This window comes from Pseudomonas guangdongensis (assembly GCF_900105885.1).
Lineage (GTDB): Bacteria > Pseudomonadota > Gammaproteobacteria > Pseudomonadales > Pseudomonadaceae > Geopseudomonas > Geopseudomonas guangdongensis.
In genome coordinates this window covers 2,817,852-2,835,668 of sequence record NZ_LT629780.1, presented here as the reverse complement: position 1 = coordinate 2,835,668, position 17,817 = coordinate 2,817,852, and the positions used below count along the sequence as shown (strand labels likewise).

Genomic DNA, 17,817 nt, shown 5'->3' with positions numbered 1-17,817 from the left:
GCGTTCCCGTGCTGGAGCATGGGAACGATCATCTCGCCTCTTCGCATCCCCCAAGGCCCGGCCCCAGCGCCGGGCCTTTTGCCGTCCGCCGTCTGCACCCTTCCGTCTAGTCCGCATTGACGATGAGCGGCGCCGGGGTGCGCCCGATGATCGAAGCCACGAACAGATTCGCTCAGCGAGAGTGACGGAGGAGTTGGCGATGCATGTCATGCGAGAAAAAACCCCGGTAGAGGTCGAGCTGATCGAGCGCGCCCGGCGTCTGGTTCCCGCCCTGCGCGAGCGCGCCGAGCGGGCCGACCGCGAGGGCAAGGTGCCCGACGAGACCATCCGCGAGATGCAGGAGGCCGGCCTGTTCCGCGCCCTGCAGCCCAAGCAGTGGGACGGCTACGAGGTCGACCCGCGCACCTTCTTCGAAATCCAGATGACCCTCGCCGAAGGCTGCATGTCCACCGCCTGGATCTACGGCGTGATGGGCGTGCACCCCTGGCAACTGGCCCGCTACCCGGTCGAGGCCCAGCAGGACGTGTGGGGCGAGGACACCAGCACGCTGATCTCCTCCACCTACATGCCGGTGGCCCAGGTCACCCCGGTGGAAGGCGGCTACCGCATCAGCGGGCGCTGGGGCTTCTCCAGCGGCAGCGAGCACTGCCAGTGGTGCCTGCTCGGCGGCATCCTGCCGGCCGACGGCGACCTGCCGGTCGAGCACGGCACCTTCCTGGTGCCGCGCAGCGACTACCGCATCGAGAAGAACTGGGACGTGCTCGGCCTGCGCGGCACCGGCAGCCACGACATCGTGGTCGAGGACGCCTTCGTCCCCGCCCATCGCGTGCAGCGCACCAACAACTCCAGCCTGGCGGCCACGCCCGGCCGCGAGGTCAACACCAGCCCGATCTACGCGCTGCCCTTCGCCCAGGTGTTCACCCGCGCGGTGTCCAGCTCCTGCCTCGGCGCCCTGCAGGGCGCGATCAACGAGTTCCGCGACAACGCCGCCCGCCACATCGGCAAGCACGGCGCCAGGACCGCCGAGGACCCGGTGGCGCAGAGCGCGGTGGCCGAGGCGATCACCACCCTCGATGCCTTCAAGCTGGTGCTGGAGCGCAACTTCGCCCACATGCTGGCGCTGGCCGAAAAGGGCGAGATCCCGGATACCGAGACCCGCCTGCTGTACCGCTACCAGTCCGCCCAGGTCACCAACGTCTGTGCCGAGCGGGTCAGCGACCTGCTGCGCTCGATGGCCGCCTCCGGCCTGTACAGCAGCAACCCTGTGGCGCGCACCTTCCGCGACCTGCACCAGGCGCGCGGGCACATCTCCAACAACGTCGCCGCCTTCGGGCGCAGCTACGGCGCGGTGCAGCTCGGCCTGCCCAACCCCGACCCCTACGTCTGATCGACCCGGCTTCCGACCACCACGGCAAAGGACACGACAACAATGACAACACAGGTTCAGCCTCAGTCCGCCTACGACGTGATCGTCGTCGGCTCCGGCGCGGGCGCCATGGCGGCGGCGGTGGTCGCCGCCGACCAGGGCCTCTCGGTGCTGGTCGTCGAGAAGAGCGACAAGTACGGCGGCACCTCGGCGATCTCCGGCGGCGGCATCTGGATTCCCAACAACCACTACTTCGCCGAGAAGGGCGGGGCGGACAGCTTCGACAAGGCCTTCACCTACCTCAAGGCGGCCGCCGGCGACAAGGTCGACGAGGCGCGCCTGCGCGCCTACCTGGAATACGCGCCGCGGATGATCCACTACCTCGAAACGCGCAGCCGCGTGCGCTACGCGGTGGCCGACAAGTACCCCGACTACTACCAGCACCTGCCCGGCTCGCTGCCCGGCGGGCGCAGCCTCGACCCCGAGCTGTTCGACACCAGCCTGCTCGGCGACGAATACGAGCACATGCGCAAGCCCTCGCCGACCACCCTGCTGATGGGGCGCATCGCCTGGACCGCGCGCCACGCGCACAAGGCCATGTCCCGCGAGTTCGGCTGGCGGCTGATGCTGCTGGGCCTGATGCTGCGCTACAAGCTCGACTTCAAGGGCCGGCGCAAGGGCAAGATGGACCGCCGCGCCGCCCTCGGCGCCTCGCTGATCGCCGCGCTGCGCCGCTCGCTGATGGATCGCAAGGTGCCGCTGTGGCTGAACACCGAGTTCCGCGAGCTGGTGGTGGAAGACGGCCGGGTGACCGGCATCGAGGTGCTGCAGGGCGGCCGGAAGCTGACCTTGCAGGCGCGGCGCGGGGTGATCTTCGGCTGCGGCGGCTTCGAGCAGAACCAGGCGCTGCGCGAGAAGTACCTGCCGCAGCCGACCCGTGCCGACTGGAGCGCCACCCCGCCGGGCAACAACACCGGCGCCGCGCTGGAGGCCGCGCAGGCCATCGGCGCCGCCACCGACCTGATGGACTGGGCCTGGTGGGCGCCGACCATCAAGGTGCCCGGCGAGGAGAAGCCGCGGGGCATCTTCGCCGAACGCGCCTTCCCCGGCGCCATCGTGGTCAACGGCCACGGCAAGCGCTTCGTCAACGAGGCAGCGCCGTACCTGGAGTTCGTCGACGCCATGTACCGCGAGCACCAGAAGGACAGCCAGTCGATCCCGGCCTGGGTGATCTTCGATGCGCGCTTCCGCTTCAACTACGCCATGGGCCCGCTGATGCCGGCCCAGGTGATGCCCGACAGCCGCCTGCGCAAGGAGTGGCTGAACAGCGTGTACTGGAAGGCCGACAGCCTCGACGGCCTGGCCCGGCAGATCGGCGTCGACCCGGCCGGGCTGGACGCCACGGTCAAGCGCGTCAACGAGTTCGCCCGCACCGGCGTCGACAGCGACTTCGCCCGTGGCGGCAACGTCTTCGACCGCTACTACGGCGACAGCAACGTCAAGCCCAACCCCTGCCTGGCGCCGCTGACCAAGGGGCCGTACTACGCCATGCGCCTGGATGCCGGCGACATCGGCACCAAGGGCGGCCTGCTGACCGACGCCAACGCCCAGGTGCTGCACGAGAACGGCCAGCCGATCCCCGGCCTGTACGCCATCGGAAACACCTCGGCCTCGGTGATGGGCACCAGCTACCCCGGCGCCGGCGGCACCCTCGGCCCGGCGATGACTTTCGGTTACATCGCCGCCCGGCATATCGCCGCCAGCCTGTGAGGAGGTCAGGATGACCCGCGAAACGATCTCGACCTGCACCGACATCCAGTTGCCGCTGCAGGTGGCCGACGCCAGCAGCCTGCAGTGGGACGATCAGTGCGACGTGCTGGTGATCGGCTGGGGCGCGGCCGGCGCCTGCGCGGCGCTGGAGGCGCGTGCCCGTGGCGCCGACGTGCTGGTTGCCGACCGCTTCACCGGCGGCGGCGCCAGCGCCAAGAGCGGCGGCGTGGTGTACGCCGGCGGCGGCACCCGCCAGCAGCGCGACGCCGGCTACGTCGACAGCCCCGAGGCGATGTTCGACTACCTCAAGCACGAGACCCAGGGGGTGATCGACGACGCCACCCTGCGCCGCTTCTGCGAGTCCAGCGCGGCCAACCTGGAGTGGCTGGAAAGCCACGGCGCGCGCTACGCGCACAGCATGCCGCCGGGCGGCGGCAAGACCTCCTATCCGCCGGACGGCTACTTCCTCTACTACTCCGGCAACGAGATGGTGCCCTCGCACCAAGGCGCTCACCCGCCTGCGCCGCGCGGCCACCGCACCGTGGGCAAGGGCCAGTGCGGCGCGGTGCTCTACGGCCACCTGCAGCGTGCCTGCCTCAAGGCCGGGGTGCGCGCGCTGGTGCAGTCCGCCGCACGCCGTCTGGTGCTGGACGCAAAGGGCCGGGTGATCGGCGCCGAGCTGTGGTGCCTGCCCGCCGGCAGCAAAGCGGCGAAAGAGCATGCCCGCCTCGCGGCGCGCGCCGAGCGCCTGCAGAACTTCGCCCCGAGCTACTGCGACGGCCTGCGCCGCAAGGTCGCGCGCATCGAGCAGCAGCACGCCCGGCCACGGCTGGTGCAGGCACGCAACGGCGTGATCCTCAGCACCGGCGGGTTCATCTTCAACCGGGCGCTGATCGCCGAACATGCGCCCAAATACCGCCGCAACTTCAAGGTCGGCGCCACCGGCTGCGACGGCAGCGGCCTGCGCCTGGGCCTCACCGCCGGCGCAGCCAGCGACCGTCTGCAACAGGTCTCGCCGTGGCGCTTCATCAACCCGCCGCTGTGCTGGCCCAAGGGCATCGTGGTCAACACCGAAGGCCGGCGCTTCGTCAACGAGGAAGTCTATGGCGGCACCCTCGGCTACCCGCTGTGCGAGGAGCAGGGTGGCAAGGCCTGGCTGGTGCTCGATGTGCGCCTGCGCCGCGATGCCATCAAGCAGGCGCTGTTCGGCGGCTACTGGTGGTTCCAGAGCGTGCCGGCGCTGGCGCTGATGCTGCTCAAGGTGCGCAAGGGCCGCACCGCCCGCGAGCTGGCCGGCGTCACCGGCATGCGCCCCGAGCTGCTCGAAGAATCGCTGCGCGCCTACAACGCCGCCGCGCGCGGCACCGCGCCGGACCCGGTCGGCAAGTCGGAGAGCAGCCGCCAGGTGCTCGACCGGGCGCCGTTCTACGCCTGCGACATCTCGGTGGGCAACCCGATCTTCCCGCTCGGTGCGCTGACCCTGGGCGGGCTCAAGGTCGACGAGGACAACGGCGCGGTGCTCGACGGCCAGGGCCAGGCCATCCCCGGCCTGTACGCCGCCGGGCGCACCGCCATCGGCATTCCCTCGCACCTCTACATCAGCGGCCTGTCGCTGGCCGACTGCGTGTTCTCCGGCCGCCGCGCCGGCGAAGCGGCGGCCCATGCCGGGCAACACACCACCAGCCAGGCCGCGCCGCTCGGCGCGCCCGCCTGAACGAGGAGACGAACATGACAGGACGGGTACAGGACAAGATCGCCCTGGTCACCGGCGGCGCCAGCGGCATCGGCCGCGCCATCGTGCAGGCGCTGGTGGGCGAGGGCGCCAAGGTGCTGATCAGCGACCTCAACGCCGACGCCGGGCAGGCGCTGGCCGACCAACTGAATGCAGAGCGGGGCGGCGCGGCCAGCTTCGTCCGCCACGACGCCGCCAGCGAGGCCGACTGGAACGCGGTCGCCGACTTCGTGCGTGAGCGCTACGGCCGCCTCGACGTGCTGGTCAACAACGCCGGCATCCTGCTCAAGGGCAGCATCGAGGACGCCAGCCTCGACGACTGGCACAGGCTGCTGCGGGTCAATTCCGATAGCGCCTTCCTCGGCTGCCGCATGGCCGTGGCGCTGATGAAGGACAGCGGCGGCTCGATCGTCAACGTTTCCTCCATCGCCGCCCTGGCCGGGCGCGACGACTACGCCGCCTACGGCGCCTCCAAGGGCGCGGTGGCCGCCCTCAATCGCGCCGTGGCGGCCCACTGCCGCCGGCAGAAATACCGCATCCGCTGCAACTCGCTGCACCCCGACGGCGTGCTGACGCCGATGACCGTCGCCAGCTACCCGCCGGGCATCGACCCGGCGAAGTTCACCATCGACAGCGACCCGATGAACCGCATGTGCCTGCCCGAGGACGTCGCTGCCGCCGCCCTGTACCTGGCCAGCGACGAGTCGCGCGCCATCAACGGCATGGAACTGCGCATCGACAGCGGCCAGTTCGTCATGAGTATCTGAGCATGAACAGTCCCGAATACATCTCCCTGCGCGTGGCGCAGGTCATCGAGGAAACCGCCGACGCCCGCTCGCTGGTGTTCGAGGTGCCGGCCGCGCTGGCCGCGCAGTTCAAGTACAAGCCGGGGCAGTTCCTCACCCTGCGCATCCCCTTTGAGGGCAGCTGGCTGCCGCGCTGCTACTCGCTGTCCAGCACGCCGCTGCTCGACGAGCCGCTGCGCGTCACCGTCAAGCGCGTCAAGGACGGCCGCGCCTCCAACTGGCTGTGCGACGTGCCCAAGGCCGGCGATGCCATCGAGGTGATGGCGCCGGCCGGGGTGTTCGTGCCGCGCAGCCTGGACGGCGACTTCCTGCTGTTCGGCGGCGGCAGCGGCGTCACCCCGGTGCTGTCGATCCTGCGCTCGGTGCTGCACGCAGGCCAAGGCCGCGTGCTGCTGATCTACGCCAACCGCGACGAGGCCTCGGTGATCTTCCGCGACGAGCTGAAGGCCCTGGCCGCCGCCCACCCGCGCCGCCTGCAGGTGATCCACTGGCTGGATTCGGTGCAGGGCATCCCCGCCGTCGAGCAGCTCGCCGAACTGGCGCGGCCGTTCAGGCACGCCGAGGCCTTCATCTGCGGCCCCGGCCCGTTCATGGACGCCGCGGTGACCGCGCTGCACGGCCTCGACGTGCCGGCCGCCAAGGTCCACGTCGAGCGCTTCGTCTCGCTGCCCGGCGAGGGCGAGCAGGGCGAGGCAGTGGTCAGCGAGGCGGCAGTGGCCGCGCGTCTGGAGGTCAGACTCGACGGCGCCGAGCACGCCCTCGACTGCGAACCGGGCGAGACCCTGCTCGACGCCATGCGCCGCGCCGGGGTGCGCGCGCCGCACTCCTGCCTGGTCGGCGCTTGCGCCTCGTGCATGTGCACGGTGGAGCAGGGCGAGGTCGAGCTGCTGCGCAACGAGGCCCTCGACCAGCAGGAGCTGAACGAAGGCTGGACCCTGGCCTGCCAGGCCGTGGCCACCAGCGCGCACGTGCGCGTGCGCTTCCCCGACTGAGATACGGATGGCCGAGATGACCGATATTCCGCTGACCACCCCGGCCGCCGAGGGCGTGCCGCCGACCATTCCCGCCCTGGTGTTCGCGGCCGCGCGCCGCCACGCCGGGCGCTGCGCCCTGGCCGACGGCGAGGTGCGCATCGACTACGCCGAACTGCCCGAGCGGGTGCTCGCGGTGAGCCGCGCGCTGATCGCCGAGGGCATCCAGCCCGGCGACCGCGTCGCCGTGTGGGGCCCGAACCGCTACGACTGGGTGCTGGCCGCGCTGGGCATCCACTGCGCCGGCGCCACCCTGGTGCCGATCAACACGCGGATGAAGGGCAACGAGGCCGCCGACATCCTCGAACGCAGCGGCACCCGCCTGCTGTTCTGCGTTGGCCAGTTCCTCGGCGTCGACTACCCGGCGATGCTCGAACCCCACCGCCCGGACTGCCTGCAGCGCGTGGTGGTGCTGCCCTGCGAGGCGCCCTCCGACCATGGCGACCTGAGCTGGCAGGGCTTTCTTGCCGCCGGCGAGGCGGTCGACATGGACGAGGCCCAGGCGCGCGCCCTGACCGTGCGCCCGGACGACCTGTCCGACCTGCTGTTCACCTCCGGCACCACCGGCAAGCCCAAGGGCGTGATGAGCGCCCACGGCCAGAACCTGCGCGCCTTCGCCGAATACGTGCAGGTCATCGGCCTGCGCCCCGGCGACCGCTACCTGATCGTCAACCCGTTCTTCCATGCCTTCGGCTACAAGGCCGGCTGGCTGACCTGCCTGCTCGGCGGCGCGACCATCCTGCCGCACCCGGTGTTCGACGCCGAGGCGGTGTTCCAGCGCATCGAGCGCGACCGCATCACCGTGCTGCCCGGCCCGCCGACCCTGTACCTGTCGATGCTCGCCCACCCCAAGCTGGCAGAAAGCGACCTGTCCAGCCTGCGCATCGCCGTCACCGGCGCGGCGACCATCCCGCCGGTGCTGGTCGAGCGCATGCGCCGCGAACTGGGCTTCGCGGTGGTCACCACCGCCTACGGACTGACCGAGTGCGGCGGCCTGGCGACCATCTGCGACCCGGCCGACGACGCCGAGACGGTGGCCACCACCTGCGGCCGTGCCATCCCCGGCACCGAGGTGCGCGTGGTCGACGGCGAAAACCGCCCGCTGCCGGCGGGCGCGGCGGGCGAGGTGTGCCTGCGCGGCTTCCACGTCATGCAGGGCTACTTCGAGAACCCGCAGGCCACCGCCGAGACCATCGACGCCGAGGGCTGGCTGCACACCGGCGACGTCGGCACCCTCGACGCGCGCGGCTACCTGCGCATCACCGACCGCCTCAAGGACATGTTCATCGTCGGCGGCTTCAACTGCTACCCGGCGGAGATCGAGGCCGGCCTGCTCGAACACCCGGCCATCGCCCAGGTCGCGGTCATCGGCGTGCCCGACGAGCGCATGGGCGAGGTCGGCTGCGCCTGCGTGGTGCTACGCCCGGGGCAAGAGCTCGACGAGCCCGGGCTGATCGCCTGGTCGCGCCAGCGCATGGCCAACTACAAGGTGCCGAGGCTGGTGCGCTTCTTCGAGGCGCTGCCAGTGAATGCGTCGAACAAGGTGGTGAAGGGGGAATTGCGGGGAGCGGTGATTCCCGCTCGGGAATAATTCACCCATACAGTTGCCGAAGTACACGTAATATTCCCGATCAGGAATATTGGCTTGCGTCAGTGCGGTTTCAGGCGAATAATTTCCCGAACGGGAAATTATTCGAGAACGCCATGATTCCTATCGACTCCACGCAAGCACTCGGCGCGGCCCTGAGAGCCGCACGCAAGCAACTGGGCCTGACGCAAGCCGATCTGGCCCTGGCCGCCGGGGTGGGCGTGCGCTTCGTGGTCGATCTGGAGGCCGGCAAGCCCACGGTGCGGCTGGAGCAGGTGCTCCGCGTGATCGATGCCCTGGGTGGCCGGGTCCGGCTGGACGGGCTTGCGGGTGCTCCAGCGGAGACCACTCGTCATGGCGCATGAACTCGCCGTCTGGCTGTTCGCCGAGCAGGTCGGCAGCTTGTCGCTGAACGATGGTCGCCTGAGCTTTGCGTATCACCCCAACTGGCTGGCGAACCCCGACGCGGTAGCGCTGTCGGGCTCCTTGCCGCTGCAGGCCGCCCCCTTCGATGACATTCGTACCCGGCCGTTCTTCGCCGGGCTGTTACCGGAAGGCCATCTGCGGCGCTTGATCGCCCAACGCTTCCAGGTATCTGGGCAGAACGATTTCGCCCTGCTGGATGCCATCGGCGGCGAGTGCGCCGGGGCCGTCACGCTGCTGCCGAAGGATGCGGTCCCGCAGGTCGCCGGCGCGGGCGAGGTGTCGTGGCTGGACGATCAACGACTATCCGCGATCCTCGACGAGCTGCCCCGTCGCCCGATGCTGGCCGGTCAGGACGGCCTGCGCCTGTCGCTCGCCGGCGCTCAGGACAAGCTGCCGGTGGTGTTCGACGGGCAGCGCATCGGCTTGCCTCTGGGAGGACAGCCCAGCACGCATATTCTCAAGCCGCCGATTCACGCACTCGAGAATACGGTGCTCAACGAAGGCTTCTGCCTCGCTCTGGCCCAGGCGATGAAGTTGCCAAGCGCCGAAGCGCGGATTCATCAGGCTGGCGACCGCCGCTTCCTGCTGGTCGCGCGCTATGACCGCCAGCGCGATGCACAAGGCAACCCGGTACGTCTGCATCAGGAGGATCTCTGCCAGGCGCTCGGCGTGGTGCCGGAGATGAAGTATCAGAACGAGGGCGGCCCCGACCTGAAAGCCTGCTTCGATCTGCTGCGGCGCGTTACCCGTCCCAGCGCCCCCCAGGTGCTGCGTCTGCTGGACTATGTGGTGTTCAACGCCCTGGTCGGCAACCACGATGCGCATGCCAAGAACTTCTCGCTGCTGTTCGCCTCCCCCTCATCCAGAGCGGCACCGACCCTGGCCCCGCTCTACGACGTACTGTCGACCGCCATCTACCCGAGCCTCACCCCGAAGATGGCGATGAAGCTGGGCAGCAAGTACAAGTTCAGCGAGGTCCGGCTCCGGCACTGGGAGCAATTCGCCGAGGCCGCCGGACTGGCACGCGCCCAGACCCGCAAGCGAATCCTCGGCATGGCGCAGGCGCTACCCAAGGCTGCGCGCACCTTGCAGGCGACGCCCATGTTTGCGCGAGAGCCACTGATCGAACAGATTGCCACCCTGATCGAACAACGCGCGGGACTGACTATCCGACGCCTCACAGAAGAAGGCGATGATTCAGCCTGATGAGCGCGGGCCAGAACTGGGATGACCACTGGCTGCTGCCGAAAGCCGTGCAGGTCAGGCTTTCGCCGAACAGCGCGACCGCCTCAAGCACACCCTGGGCAACCTGACCCTGCTCGCCGGCAGCCTCAACCCGGCGCTGTCGCGCTCGCCGTGGGAAGTGAAGAAGGCGGAGCTGCTCAGGTACAGCCAGCCGGGGCTGAGCCGCGAGCTGCATGAGCTGGAGGATTGGGCGGAGCGGGAGATTCTGGCCAGGGGAGAGGTGCTGGCGGAGGTGGCTTGTGGGGTGTGGCGGTATCCGGTGGGGGCTTCGGAAGCGTCTTAATCCGCTCCTCCGCCCATCCCGCGAGCCTGGCATATCGGATCGTGAGACCGGGCGGCTGACTTTTTAGGTCTAATTCCCCTTACAGGTACCTACCTGTAAGGGGAAGCAGGTTAGTGGGGGCTACTCAGTTTTCCTAATTTTGTTGCAATCTGCCGGCCTGCTAGTCCTTCAGCGTTGAGCGCTTTCATAATTGCAGCAGGATCTGAGAACAGCGGGCCATCAAAGCTAAGGCACAGGACGACTTTTTTTAGTCTCACTATGAGATCAAATAGAATCTGCTCAGTCAGTAGGCTTGGACCAAAGGATATGTCCTCAGCCCGGTCAGCAACTGAAGTGTTCGAGACAAAAATGGGGATGAACCCCTTTTCTGGCATCATGACGTTGTCATTGCACCATTGCAGGCTAAGTGTTAACTGTGCTGCGTCGGTCTTGTGAATTGATGTTTTGTTCTCGCTTTTCGCCTCTAGGCAAAAACCGATATCATCAAATAGCCAAAGGTCGTCTGGGCCGCGGCCGGTCTCTTTTTCTGGTCGCGTCGCAGTGGCGCCTAATGCTTCGCCAAGCTCAAGCAATCCTTGTTCTATGACTTCTGCGTCTAGAGCGAAGCTTAGCTTTGCTGCTATTTGATCTAGACGTGCTAAGGCAGCATTTGGCTGAGCAAATCGAACAAAGTAGTCGCGTACGGCTACGGCTTGGTCAGAGAGTTTTGCGAATTTTTTATCAGCTATTTTTTGTGGGCGTGGGAAGTCAGAGTTTATATTGAAAGCTGCTCGATAAGCATCTGCGGAGGCCGTGGAGTCAAATTGGTGAAGATAGGATGCAATTCTGTAGAGTAGCTCTGCTTTTTGAACTTTATGGATGTTGGGGTTGTTGATTGCCTCGCGTAGAATGGGCACTGCAGCTTGAAAGTTTCGTGCTTTTGCAAAGACCCAACTAGATCGTACGGCGGTTGCGAGCAACTCATGAACTGTTAAAACCCCTCCTTGCCTCGTGACGCGCTGGGCAGCCTTAACACGCTTGCGGTGAGTGTCTTTCCATCCATTATCTCTGCCGATGAGCGCTTGAACCATCCCCTTGAGGGCAGCGGGAAGGGTAGTGCCCGGAGTAAGCTTTGTAAGGTCTCTCCCGAGATCAACTTGTACAAGTGTTCGAGATTCAAGAAGGTCTCTGACTGAGCGCTTTCCGATAAAAGCGGCAATATCAGTTCCGACCAAGAAAACTGCTGCAAAGTCCGCGCTTGAACGCACGGCTCTTCCAAGTGCCTGCTCAAATCGGTTGACTGTGTTTACGTCGTACTCAGGGGAGTCCTTCTGTCGCGCAGCGTCGATTTTGTCGCTGAGCCTATCTCCAGTGGGCACGCCATCGATGACTAAAACCCTACATGCATCGTCAGGAAGATCGACGCCATCAAATCGCTGTGGGAAAACAACATAGTTTCCTACTGATGTTTTCAACTCTTCCAGGGCGGAGTCAAAATCTTGGGCTTTCGCTAGGGTTGCCCCTGAGTCTACCCAGATTTTTGCTTGGGAAGTTGAGCTGGTTAGGACAACCACGTTCACTGAGAGCGACAGATTTTTGCATACTTCTGCGATATCTTTTTTTTCGGCCTCGGGGCTGATGAGCGAAGTGGCAAGCATCATGCGCTCACCGGCGCCCTCGTCCTCCAAGGGTTCGATGACGCGCTTAAAGGCCTCGGGATCGCAATCAAGATCAGCAATAAAGGATGAGCCATCCTTGATGCTTGCGGACATGAAAAGGCGATGCTTGGCTGAGCAATATGCCGCATTCTCTTCTACGGCTGCTAACGGGAGCGTAATTTCAGCCCCGGTTCCAGAGATACATACTCGCGCCAGCTCTAGATAGCGACTGATGTTATTCCAGCAAAATCGCAGTTCTCGATCGTCCTTGTGTTGTTCGAGAATCTTTGCCGCTTCGCCGTGAATGTTGTCCCAGACCCAATATGGAACCTCGTAGCGAAAATCTTGCGAGTGACTCTGAATCCCTCGCCAAGTCGCAGGATCTGTAGCCTCGCAGAGAGGCTGCAACATCGATCTGAATTGATCGAAGCATTGATCAGGTACTTTTGCTGTGAAGCAGCCTCTGACTCGATTGATGCCGGCATGGACATCATCCAAAACGATACAGGATGGTCTGATGGTATTGGTTTCGAAGACGTTTCTAGAGTTAAATAACTTGTCGTAGGTGCAAACTAGTACGGATTCTCCGGCAAGCGCGCTGTATGGTAGCCCATTGCTAGGGAAAGCCCCAGCCTGTACGCCAATGGCTTGTGCTGATTGAATAACTTGATCAACAAGTTGGTTTGTTGGGCACAAATACAAGACTGGCTCGCCTTTAAAGCGGCGCCTCATCATTTCAGCATACACCAACCCGACAACGGTTTTTCCTGAGCCAGTGCTTAGCTTGATAACTATATCCCGCTTATCTCGCTGCTCATCAAGTTTTGCTAAGGCTGAAGTTTGCGCAGGACGAAGTGTGATATGAGTGGCCTTCCTGTCAAGTTGGCTGAAAAGCTCCTCTAGTGTATCGGGTGCTTCAGAGTTGATTTTTGTGGTGAGGCTGGTGAAATCGAACATGGTCCCTCGCTATTCGACGTAAGCGCTATTGTATGCGCAGGCTGGATCTTCATCGTACTATTAATCCGGCAACCCAATACCCCAAATCATGCTGCATACGCGATTTTGGGATGTCGGAAGTAGGAACGAATCCGCTCGGGCTTTGATTGAAGGCGCCGCATGACCGAGCGGACTCGGCCTTCCAACGCATCCCGACTTTTCAAACTTGGCCCGCTGCGCACCTGATGCTTGAGATCGCCATTCAGGTATTCGTCCGGGTTGAGCTCGGGGGCGTAGGCGGGCAGAAAGAACACCTCAATCCGTTCGCGCCGCCCCTCCAGCCAGGCTTTGACCTTCTTGCTGTGGTGCACGCGCAGGTTGTCCAAGACCAGGAAGACCTTGCGCCCGCTGGTATCCCGGATCAGTCGCCCCAGGAAGCGGATCAGCACGACCGCTGTCATGGTTTCCCGGTACAGCATGAAGCGCAGCTTGCCCCGGTTGGTCACCGTCGAAATCATGTTCGTGGCAAAGCGGCTTCCGCTGACTTCGCGTACGGGCGTCCGCCCTGCCGGGGCGTAGCTGCGCCCTGCATGACTGTCGCTGCGCAGGCCGGTTTCATCGCCCCAGTGGATCTCGCCGCCCTCGGCCTTGGCGCGCTGCTCGATCTTCGGATACTCGGTTTCCAGCCAGCGCTTTATCGCCTCGGGCTTCTGCTGGTAGGCGCGCTTCAACGGGCGTTGTGGGGTATAGCCCCAACGCTTGAGGTATTCACCGACTGTCCGGATAGGCATCTGAAAGCCGCAGTGCAGGGCGATCAGGGCGCGCACCGCATCACGCGTCCAGAGCGCGAAGTCCAGCTTCAACTGATCCGGCATGGTGTCGAGCAACAGGGTGCGAATCAGTGACTCCTGCTCGGAGGACAGGCTGCGTCGCTCCCCCGGCAGCGATCCGCGCTGGCCACCTTCGATCGCGGCCTCTTTGCCCTGGTGCTCCGCGATCGCGACCCAATGCGCCACCGTGCGCAGATGAACGCCAACGGCTTCGCCGATGGCTCTGTAGGTATACCCCTGCTCGCGCATGCGTAGGGCGATAGCGCGTTTTTCGCGCTGTTCCAAGGGGCTGAGGCTTCGTGCGTCGCTGGTCATGGTGAAAAACGCTGATTATGCCCTATTGTATTGCCGGATTAATATCTCGGGCACACTTACTTCCAGCCATCTCATCGAGCAGCTCGGAGCCTGCAACCTTCTAGCCGTCGCAGATAGGTGCGATGGCCGCGCTTACTCAAGTCTCTCTCGCTTTGGTTCACCTCGCGCATTGATCAAAGCTTCAGGCTTTGTCCCAGATCACCATGCCGTGTGCTTCGGCTATCCCCCTGCCAATCCTTGCTCCAGATCAACAAAACCCCCACTACCCGCGCGGCTACTCCATTCGGATGATGTCGCCACCCGGCCCCAGTCAAAGAATCCGTCCCGTGTCACACAGGGCGAGCCGCCGCACGAACGCTGGCGGCCCGCGACTTCTTCCCGCACGACCATGGGTGAGTCGATGGAGCAAACAACAAGAATTTCCCCCGAGGAGCTGGTGGCCCGCGCGCGGGCGCTGGTGCCGCTGCTGGCCGAGCGTGCCGCGCAGGCCGAGGCCGAGCTGAAGGTGGCCATTGATGTGATCGCCGCGCTGCAGGAGGCGCAGCTGTTCCGCGTCATGCAGCCGAAACGTCATGGCGGCTTCGAGTTCGGGCCCAAGGTGTTCGCCGAGATCCAGCAGACGCTGGCCGAGGGCTGCATGTCCACCGCCTGGATGTACGGCGTGGTGGCGGTGCATCCGTGGCAGCTGGCGCTGTTCCCCGAACAGGCGCAGCAGGAGGTGTGGGGCGAGGACGCCTCGACGCTGATCGCCTCGACCTACATGCCGGTGGCCAGGGTCACGGAAGTGGAGGGCGGCTACCGCATCAGCGGGCGCTGGGGCTTCTCCACCGGCTGCGAGCACTGCGCGTGGGTGTTCCTCGGCGGCAACCTGACCCCGGGCGTCGGCAAGGGCAACAGCTACCGCACCTTCCTGGTGCCGAAGAGCGACTACCGCATCGAGCGCAACTGGGACGTGATCGGCCTGCGTGGCACCGGCAGCCACGACATCGTGGTCGAGGACGCCTTCGTGCCGCTGCACCGCACCCACGCCACCCAGCAGCATGACGACGCGGCCAACCCCGGTCGTGAACTCAACAGTGCGCCGCTGTACCGGGTGCCGTTCGCCCAGATGTTCATCCCGGCGGTGTCCAACGCCTGCCTCGGCGGCCTGGCGGCGGCCATCCAGCACTTCAAGGACTACGCCAAGCAGGGCATCAGCAAGAACGTCGGCATGCGCACGGTGGACGATCCCAACGCGCAGCTGGCCTACGCCCGCGCGGTGGTCGCCCACGAGCAGATGGTGGAGAACCGCAAGCGCCACTACGACGTGCAGATGAGCTACGCCGAGCGCGGCGAGGCGGCGCCGGTCAACGAGCGGCTGCGCCAGCGCTACCAGCTCGCCCAGGTGGCCAACGAGTGCGCCCACCACATCAACGAGCTGCTGCGCTGCTGCGGCGCTGCCGGCACCTACCGCAGCTATCCGCTGACGCGGATCTTCCTCGACGTGTTCACCGGCCGCGCGCACATCGCCAACAACGTCGACCTGTTCGGCCGCGCCTTCGGCTTCATCGCCCTCACCGACCAGACCACCACCGACAGCTTCCTCTGAGCCCAGGAGACCCGACCATGTCCATGAATCGCGCAAAGATCATCGCCGACCCGATCCCCGAGCGTTACGCCCGCGGCTGGCACTGCCTGGGCTCGGCGCAGAAGTACAAGGACGGCAAGCCGCATACGGTGAACGCCTTCGGCTACCGCCTGGTGGTGTTCCAGACCTCCGACGGCGCGCTGCAGGTGCTCGACGCCTGGTGCCCGCACATGGGCGGCGACCTCAGCCATGGCCGCCTGGAGGGCGACAACGTGGTCTGCCCGTTCCACGGCTGGCAGTTCGACCGCGAGGGCAAGGCGGTGAGCATTCCCTACTGCAAGCGCGTGCCGCCGAAGGCGCGGGTGGGCCGCTGGGCCACCGCCGAGCTGAACGAGGCGCTGTTCATCTGGCACGACCCGGACGGCAACCCGCCGATCGAGGGCCAGGAGATCCCGCGCCTGGAGGAGCTGTATTCGCCGGAGTACAGCGAGATGCGCTGGGCGGAGTGGGTGATCAACGCCAACAGCCGCGAGCTGGTGGACAACATCGTCGACATGGGGCACTTCGACGAGACGCACCAGTCGCCATCGCTGTTCTTCGCCAACCTGTTCGAGGACCACAAGGCCACCCAGGTGCAGATCTCCGGCTCGCGGATCATGAGCGCGGGCGAGGCGGTGATCACCTACGCCACCTACTACGGGCCGGGCGTGCTGCTGGTGTCGCTGAAGGGACCGTACAAGGGCCACTACATGGAGACCATCTACATCGTCGGCAACACCGCCATCGACCATCACAGCTTCACCCTGCACTTCGGCGTGGCCACCAGGCACATTCCGGGGCTGAGCAAGGCCGAGAACCAGCAACTGATCGCCGAGTGGACCGAGCTGCAGCAGATCGCCCTGGGCACCGACGTGGCGATCTGGGACAACAAGCTGCGCATCGGCAACCCGATGCTCTGCGAGAGCGACGGCAACCTCTACCACGCGCGCAAGTGGTACGAGCAGTTCTTCCTGCCGGTCAACGAGGCGCCCGAGGAGTCGACCCGTCGCTACGAGCACGAGATCGACATGGACTACGTCGGCGTGAAGCCGGAACTGCGCCACCTGAGGGGCTGATTGCGAGCAGTGCGCCGGGCGTGGCGACGCGCCCGGCGCCGCGACGAGGAGAATCCGATGATGGACATTCGTGGACTGGCCTACGTGGTGGCGTCGAGCCGCGACCTGGCCGCCTGGCGCCGGCAGGCCGAGGACGTGCTGGGCATGATGGTGGAGGAGGGGCCGCTGGGCGACCTCTATATCAAGATGGACGAGCGGCCGTTCCGCCTGTTCGTCTCCGGCGGGCCGGCCGACCGTTACGTGGCCAGCGGTTGGGAGCTGGCGGGCGAGGAAGCCTTCGAGCAGGCCTGCGCGGAACTGGAGCGCGCCGGGGTGCCGTTCGAGCGCGGCTGCGCCGAGCTGTGCGCGGTGCGCCGGGTCAACGGCCTGGCCAGCCTGCGCGACCCGTCCGGCAACCTGCACGAGCTGGTATGGGGCGTGCGCTCGGACTTTCGCCGCTTCGTCTCGCCGGCCGGCGTGCCGGGCTTCGTCACCGGCGAGCTGGGCATGGGCCACACCGTGCTGCCGGCGTCGAACTTCGATGAAACCTGGGCCTTCCTGCGCGATGTGATGGGCTTCGGCCTGTCCGACATCCACCGCTTCCAGCCGGCGCCGGACGCCCCGGCCATCCCCATCTACTTCCTGCACTGCAACAACGGCCGCCACCACAGCCTGGCGCTGTTCGGCGGGCCGGTGCCCAGCGGCTGCGTGCACCTGATGGTGGAGGTGGAGAACCTGGTGGAAGTCGGCCGCGCCCACGACCGCATGCAGCGCGCGGGCGTCAAGCTGATGGCCACCCTCGGCCAGCACGTCAACGACCGCATGACCTCCTTTTATATGGACACCCCCTCGGGCTTCGCCATCGAGTACGGCTTCGGCGGCCTGGTCCTCGACTGGACGCGGCACAGCGTCTTTGAGGCCAGCGAGGTGAGCGTGTGGGGCCATGACTTCGGCGTGGGCTTCAACGCGCCGGCCGGGTAGACAAGTCTCGCCGCCGCTCGCGGTGTGACGGCAAGGCGGCGTCGTGCGGCGAGGCGCCGCTTGCGGGTATTGCCGCCTCTCCGGGCGCTCCTGTGCCCGGCTTCCGGGGTTACAGCCGCCGTGCCGGGGCGCCCGCGCGATTCCCGCTGCCGGACTGCCCGAATCTCCCTCAAACGGATGATGTCCGCCCGCTCGCGCCTTCCCACACTG

The 17,817-nt window shown here is 65.9% G+C and carries 14 protein-coding genes; 12 read left to right on the top strand and 2 right to left on the bottom strand.

Annotated features, from left to right (window positions below):
• Positions 1-199 precede the first annotated feature (199 nt).
• From BLU22_RS13200 to BLU22_RS13160, 9 genes are all read left to right on the top strand, one after another.
• Positions 200-1,387 (top strand): acyl-CoA dehydrogenase family protein, encoded by a 1,188-nt coding sequence (locus tag BLU22_RS13200; RefSeq protein ID WP_090215377.1) that lies wholly within the window; start codon positions 200-202, stop codon positions 1,385-1,387.
• Between the two features lie 42 nt (positions 1,388-1,429).
• Positions 1,430-3,136: an FAD-binding protein gene (locus tag BLU22_RS13195; RefSeq protein ID WP_090215376.1), complete on the top strand. Its 1,707-nt coding sequence runs from the start codon at positions 1,430-1,432 to the stop codon at positions 3,134-3,136.
• A gap of 10 nt (positions 3,137-3,146) precedes the next feature.
• Entirely contained in the window at positions 3,147-4,850 is a 1,704-nt protein-coding gene (locus BLU22_RS13190; RefSeq protein ID WP_090215374.1) for an FAD-binding protein, read from the top strand.
• A gap of 14 nt (positions 4,851-4,864) precedes the next feature.
• On the top strand, positions 4,865-5,635 hold the full coding sequence (locus tag BLU22_RS13185) for an SDR family oxidoreductase (protein ID WP_090215371.1): 771 nt from the start codon (positions 4,865-4,867) through the stop codon (positions 5,633-5,635).
• A 2-nt stretch (positions 5,636-5,637) separates the two neighbouring features.
• Complete coding sequence (locus BLU22_RS13180) at positions 5,638-6,666, top strand: ferredoxin--NADP reductase (RefSeq protein ID WP_090215369.1); 1,029 nt, start codon at positions 5,638-5,640, stop codon at positions 6,664-6,666.
• 16 nt (positions 6,667-6,682) lie between these two features.
• Entirely contained in the window at positions 6,683-8,296 is a 1,614-nt protein-coding gene (locus BLU22_RS13175; RefSeq protein WP_090216472.1) for a FadD3 family acyl-CoA ligase, read from the top strand.
• A 113-nt stretch (positions 8,297-8,409) separates the two neighbouring features.
• A complete protein-coding gene (locus tag BLU22_RS13170; RefSeq protein WP_090216469.1) occupies positions 8,410-8,658 on the top strand; it encodes a type II toxin-antitoxin system Y4mF family antitoxin in 249 nt (82 codons plus the stop codon).
• Positions 8,648-9,925, top strand: coding sequence for a type II toxin-antitoxin system HipA family toxin (locus BLU22_RS13165; protein WP_090215367.1), 1,278 nt, complete (start codon positions 8,648-8,650; stop codon positions 9,923-9,925). Before BLU22_RS13170 ends, BLU22_RS13165 begins: the two co-directional genes overlap by 11 nt.
• A gap of 28 nt (positions 9,926-9,953) precedes the next feature.
• A complete protein-coding gene (locus BLU22_RS13160) occupies positions 9,954-10,247 on the top strand; it encodes an HNH endonuclease family protein (RefSeq protein ID WP_090215364.1) in 294 nt (97 codons plus the stop codon).
• Between the two features lie 110 nt (positions 10,248-10,357).
• On the opposite strand, the gene BLU22_RS13155 is transcribed toward BLU22_RS13160, so the two are convergent.
• Both BLU22_RS13155 and BLU22_RS13150 read right to left on the bottom strand, forming a co-directional pair.
• The gene (locus tag BLU22_RS13155; RefSeq protein ID WP_090215361.1) at positions 10,358-12,841 is read right to left on the bottom strand and encodes a DEAD/DEAH box helicase family protein; all 2,484 of its coding nucleotides are present in this window, start codon (positions 12,839-12,841) and stop codon (positions 10,358-10,360) included.
• 86 nt (positions 12,842-12,927) lie between these two features.
• Positions 12,928-13,965, bottom strand: a complete 1,038-nt coding sequence (locus BLU22_RS13150) for an IS630 family transposase (protein WP_090211663.1) — start codon at positions 13,963-13,965, stop codon at positions 12,928-12,930.
• A 388-nt stretch (positions 13,966-14,353) separates the two neighbouring features.
• On the opposite strand from BLU22_RS13150, the gene BLU22_RS13145 reads away from it, so the two are divergent.
• Genes BLU22_RS13145 through BLU22_RS13135 form a run of 3 tightly spaced genes read left to right on the top strand, consistent with a single transcriptional unit; the run spans position 14,354 to position 17,607 of the window.
• Complete coding sequence (locus BLU22_RS13145; protein WP_231975247.1) at positions 14,354-15,553, top strand: acyl-CoA dehydrogenase family protein; 1,200 nt, start codon at positions 14,354-14,356, stop codon at positions 15,551-15,553.
• 17 nt (positions 15,554-15,570) lie between these two features.
• Complete coding sequence (locus BLU22_RS13140; RefSeq protein ID WP_090215359.1) at positions 15,571-16,647, top strand: Rieske 2Fe-2S domain-containing protein; 1,077 nt, start codon at positions 15,571-15,573, stop codon at positions 16,645-16,647.
• A 57-nt stretch (positions 16,648-16,704) separates the two neighbouring features.
• Positions 16,705-17,607 carry a VOC family protein gene (locus BLU22_RS13135; protein ID WP_090215357.1) on the top strand — a complete coding sequence of 301 codons (903 nt, stop codon included), beginning with the start codon at positions 16,705-16,707 and terminating at the stop codon, positions 17,605-17,607.
• Positions 17,608-17,817 lie beyond the last annotated feature (210 nt).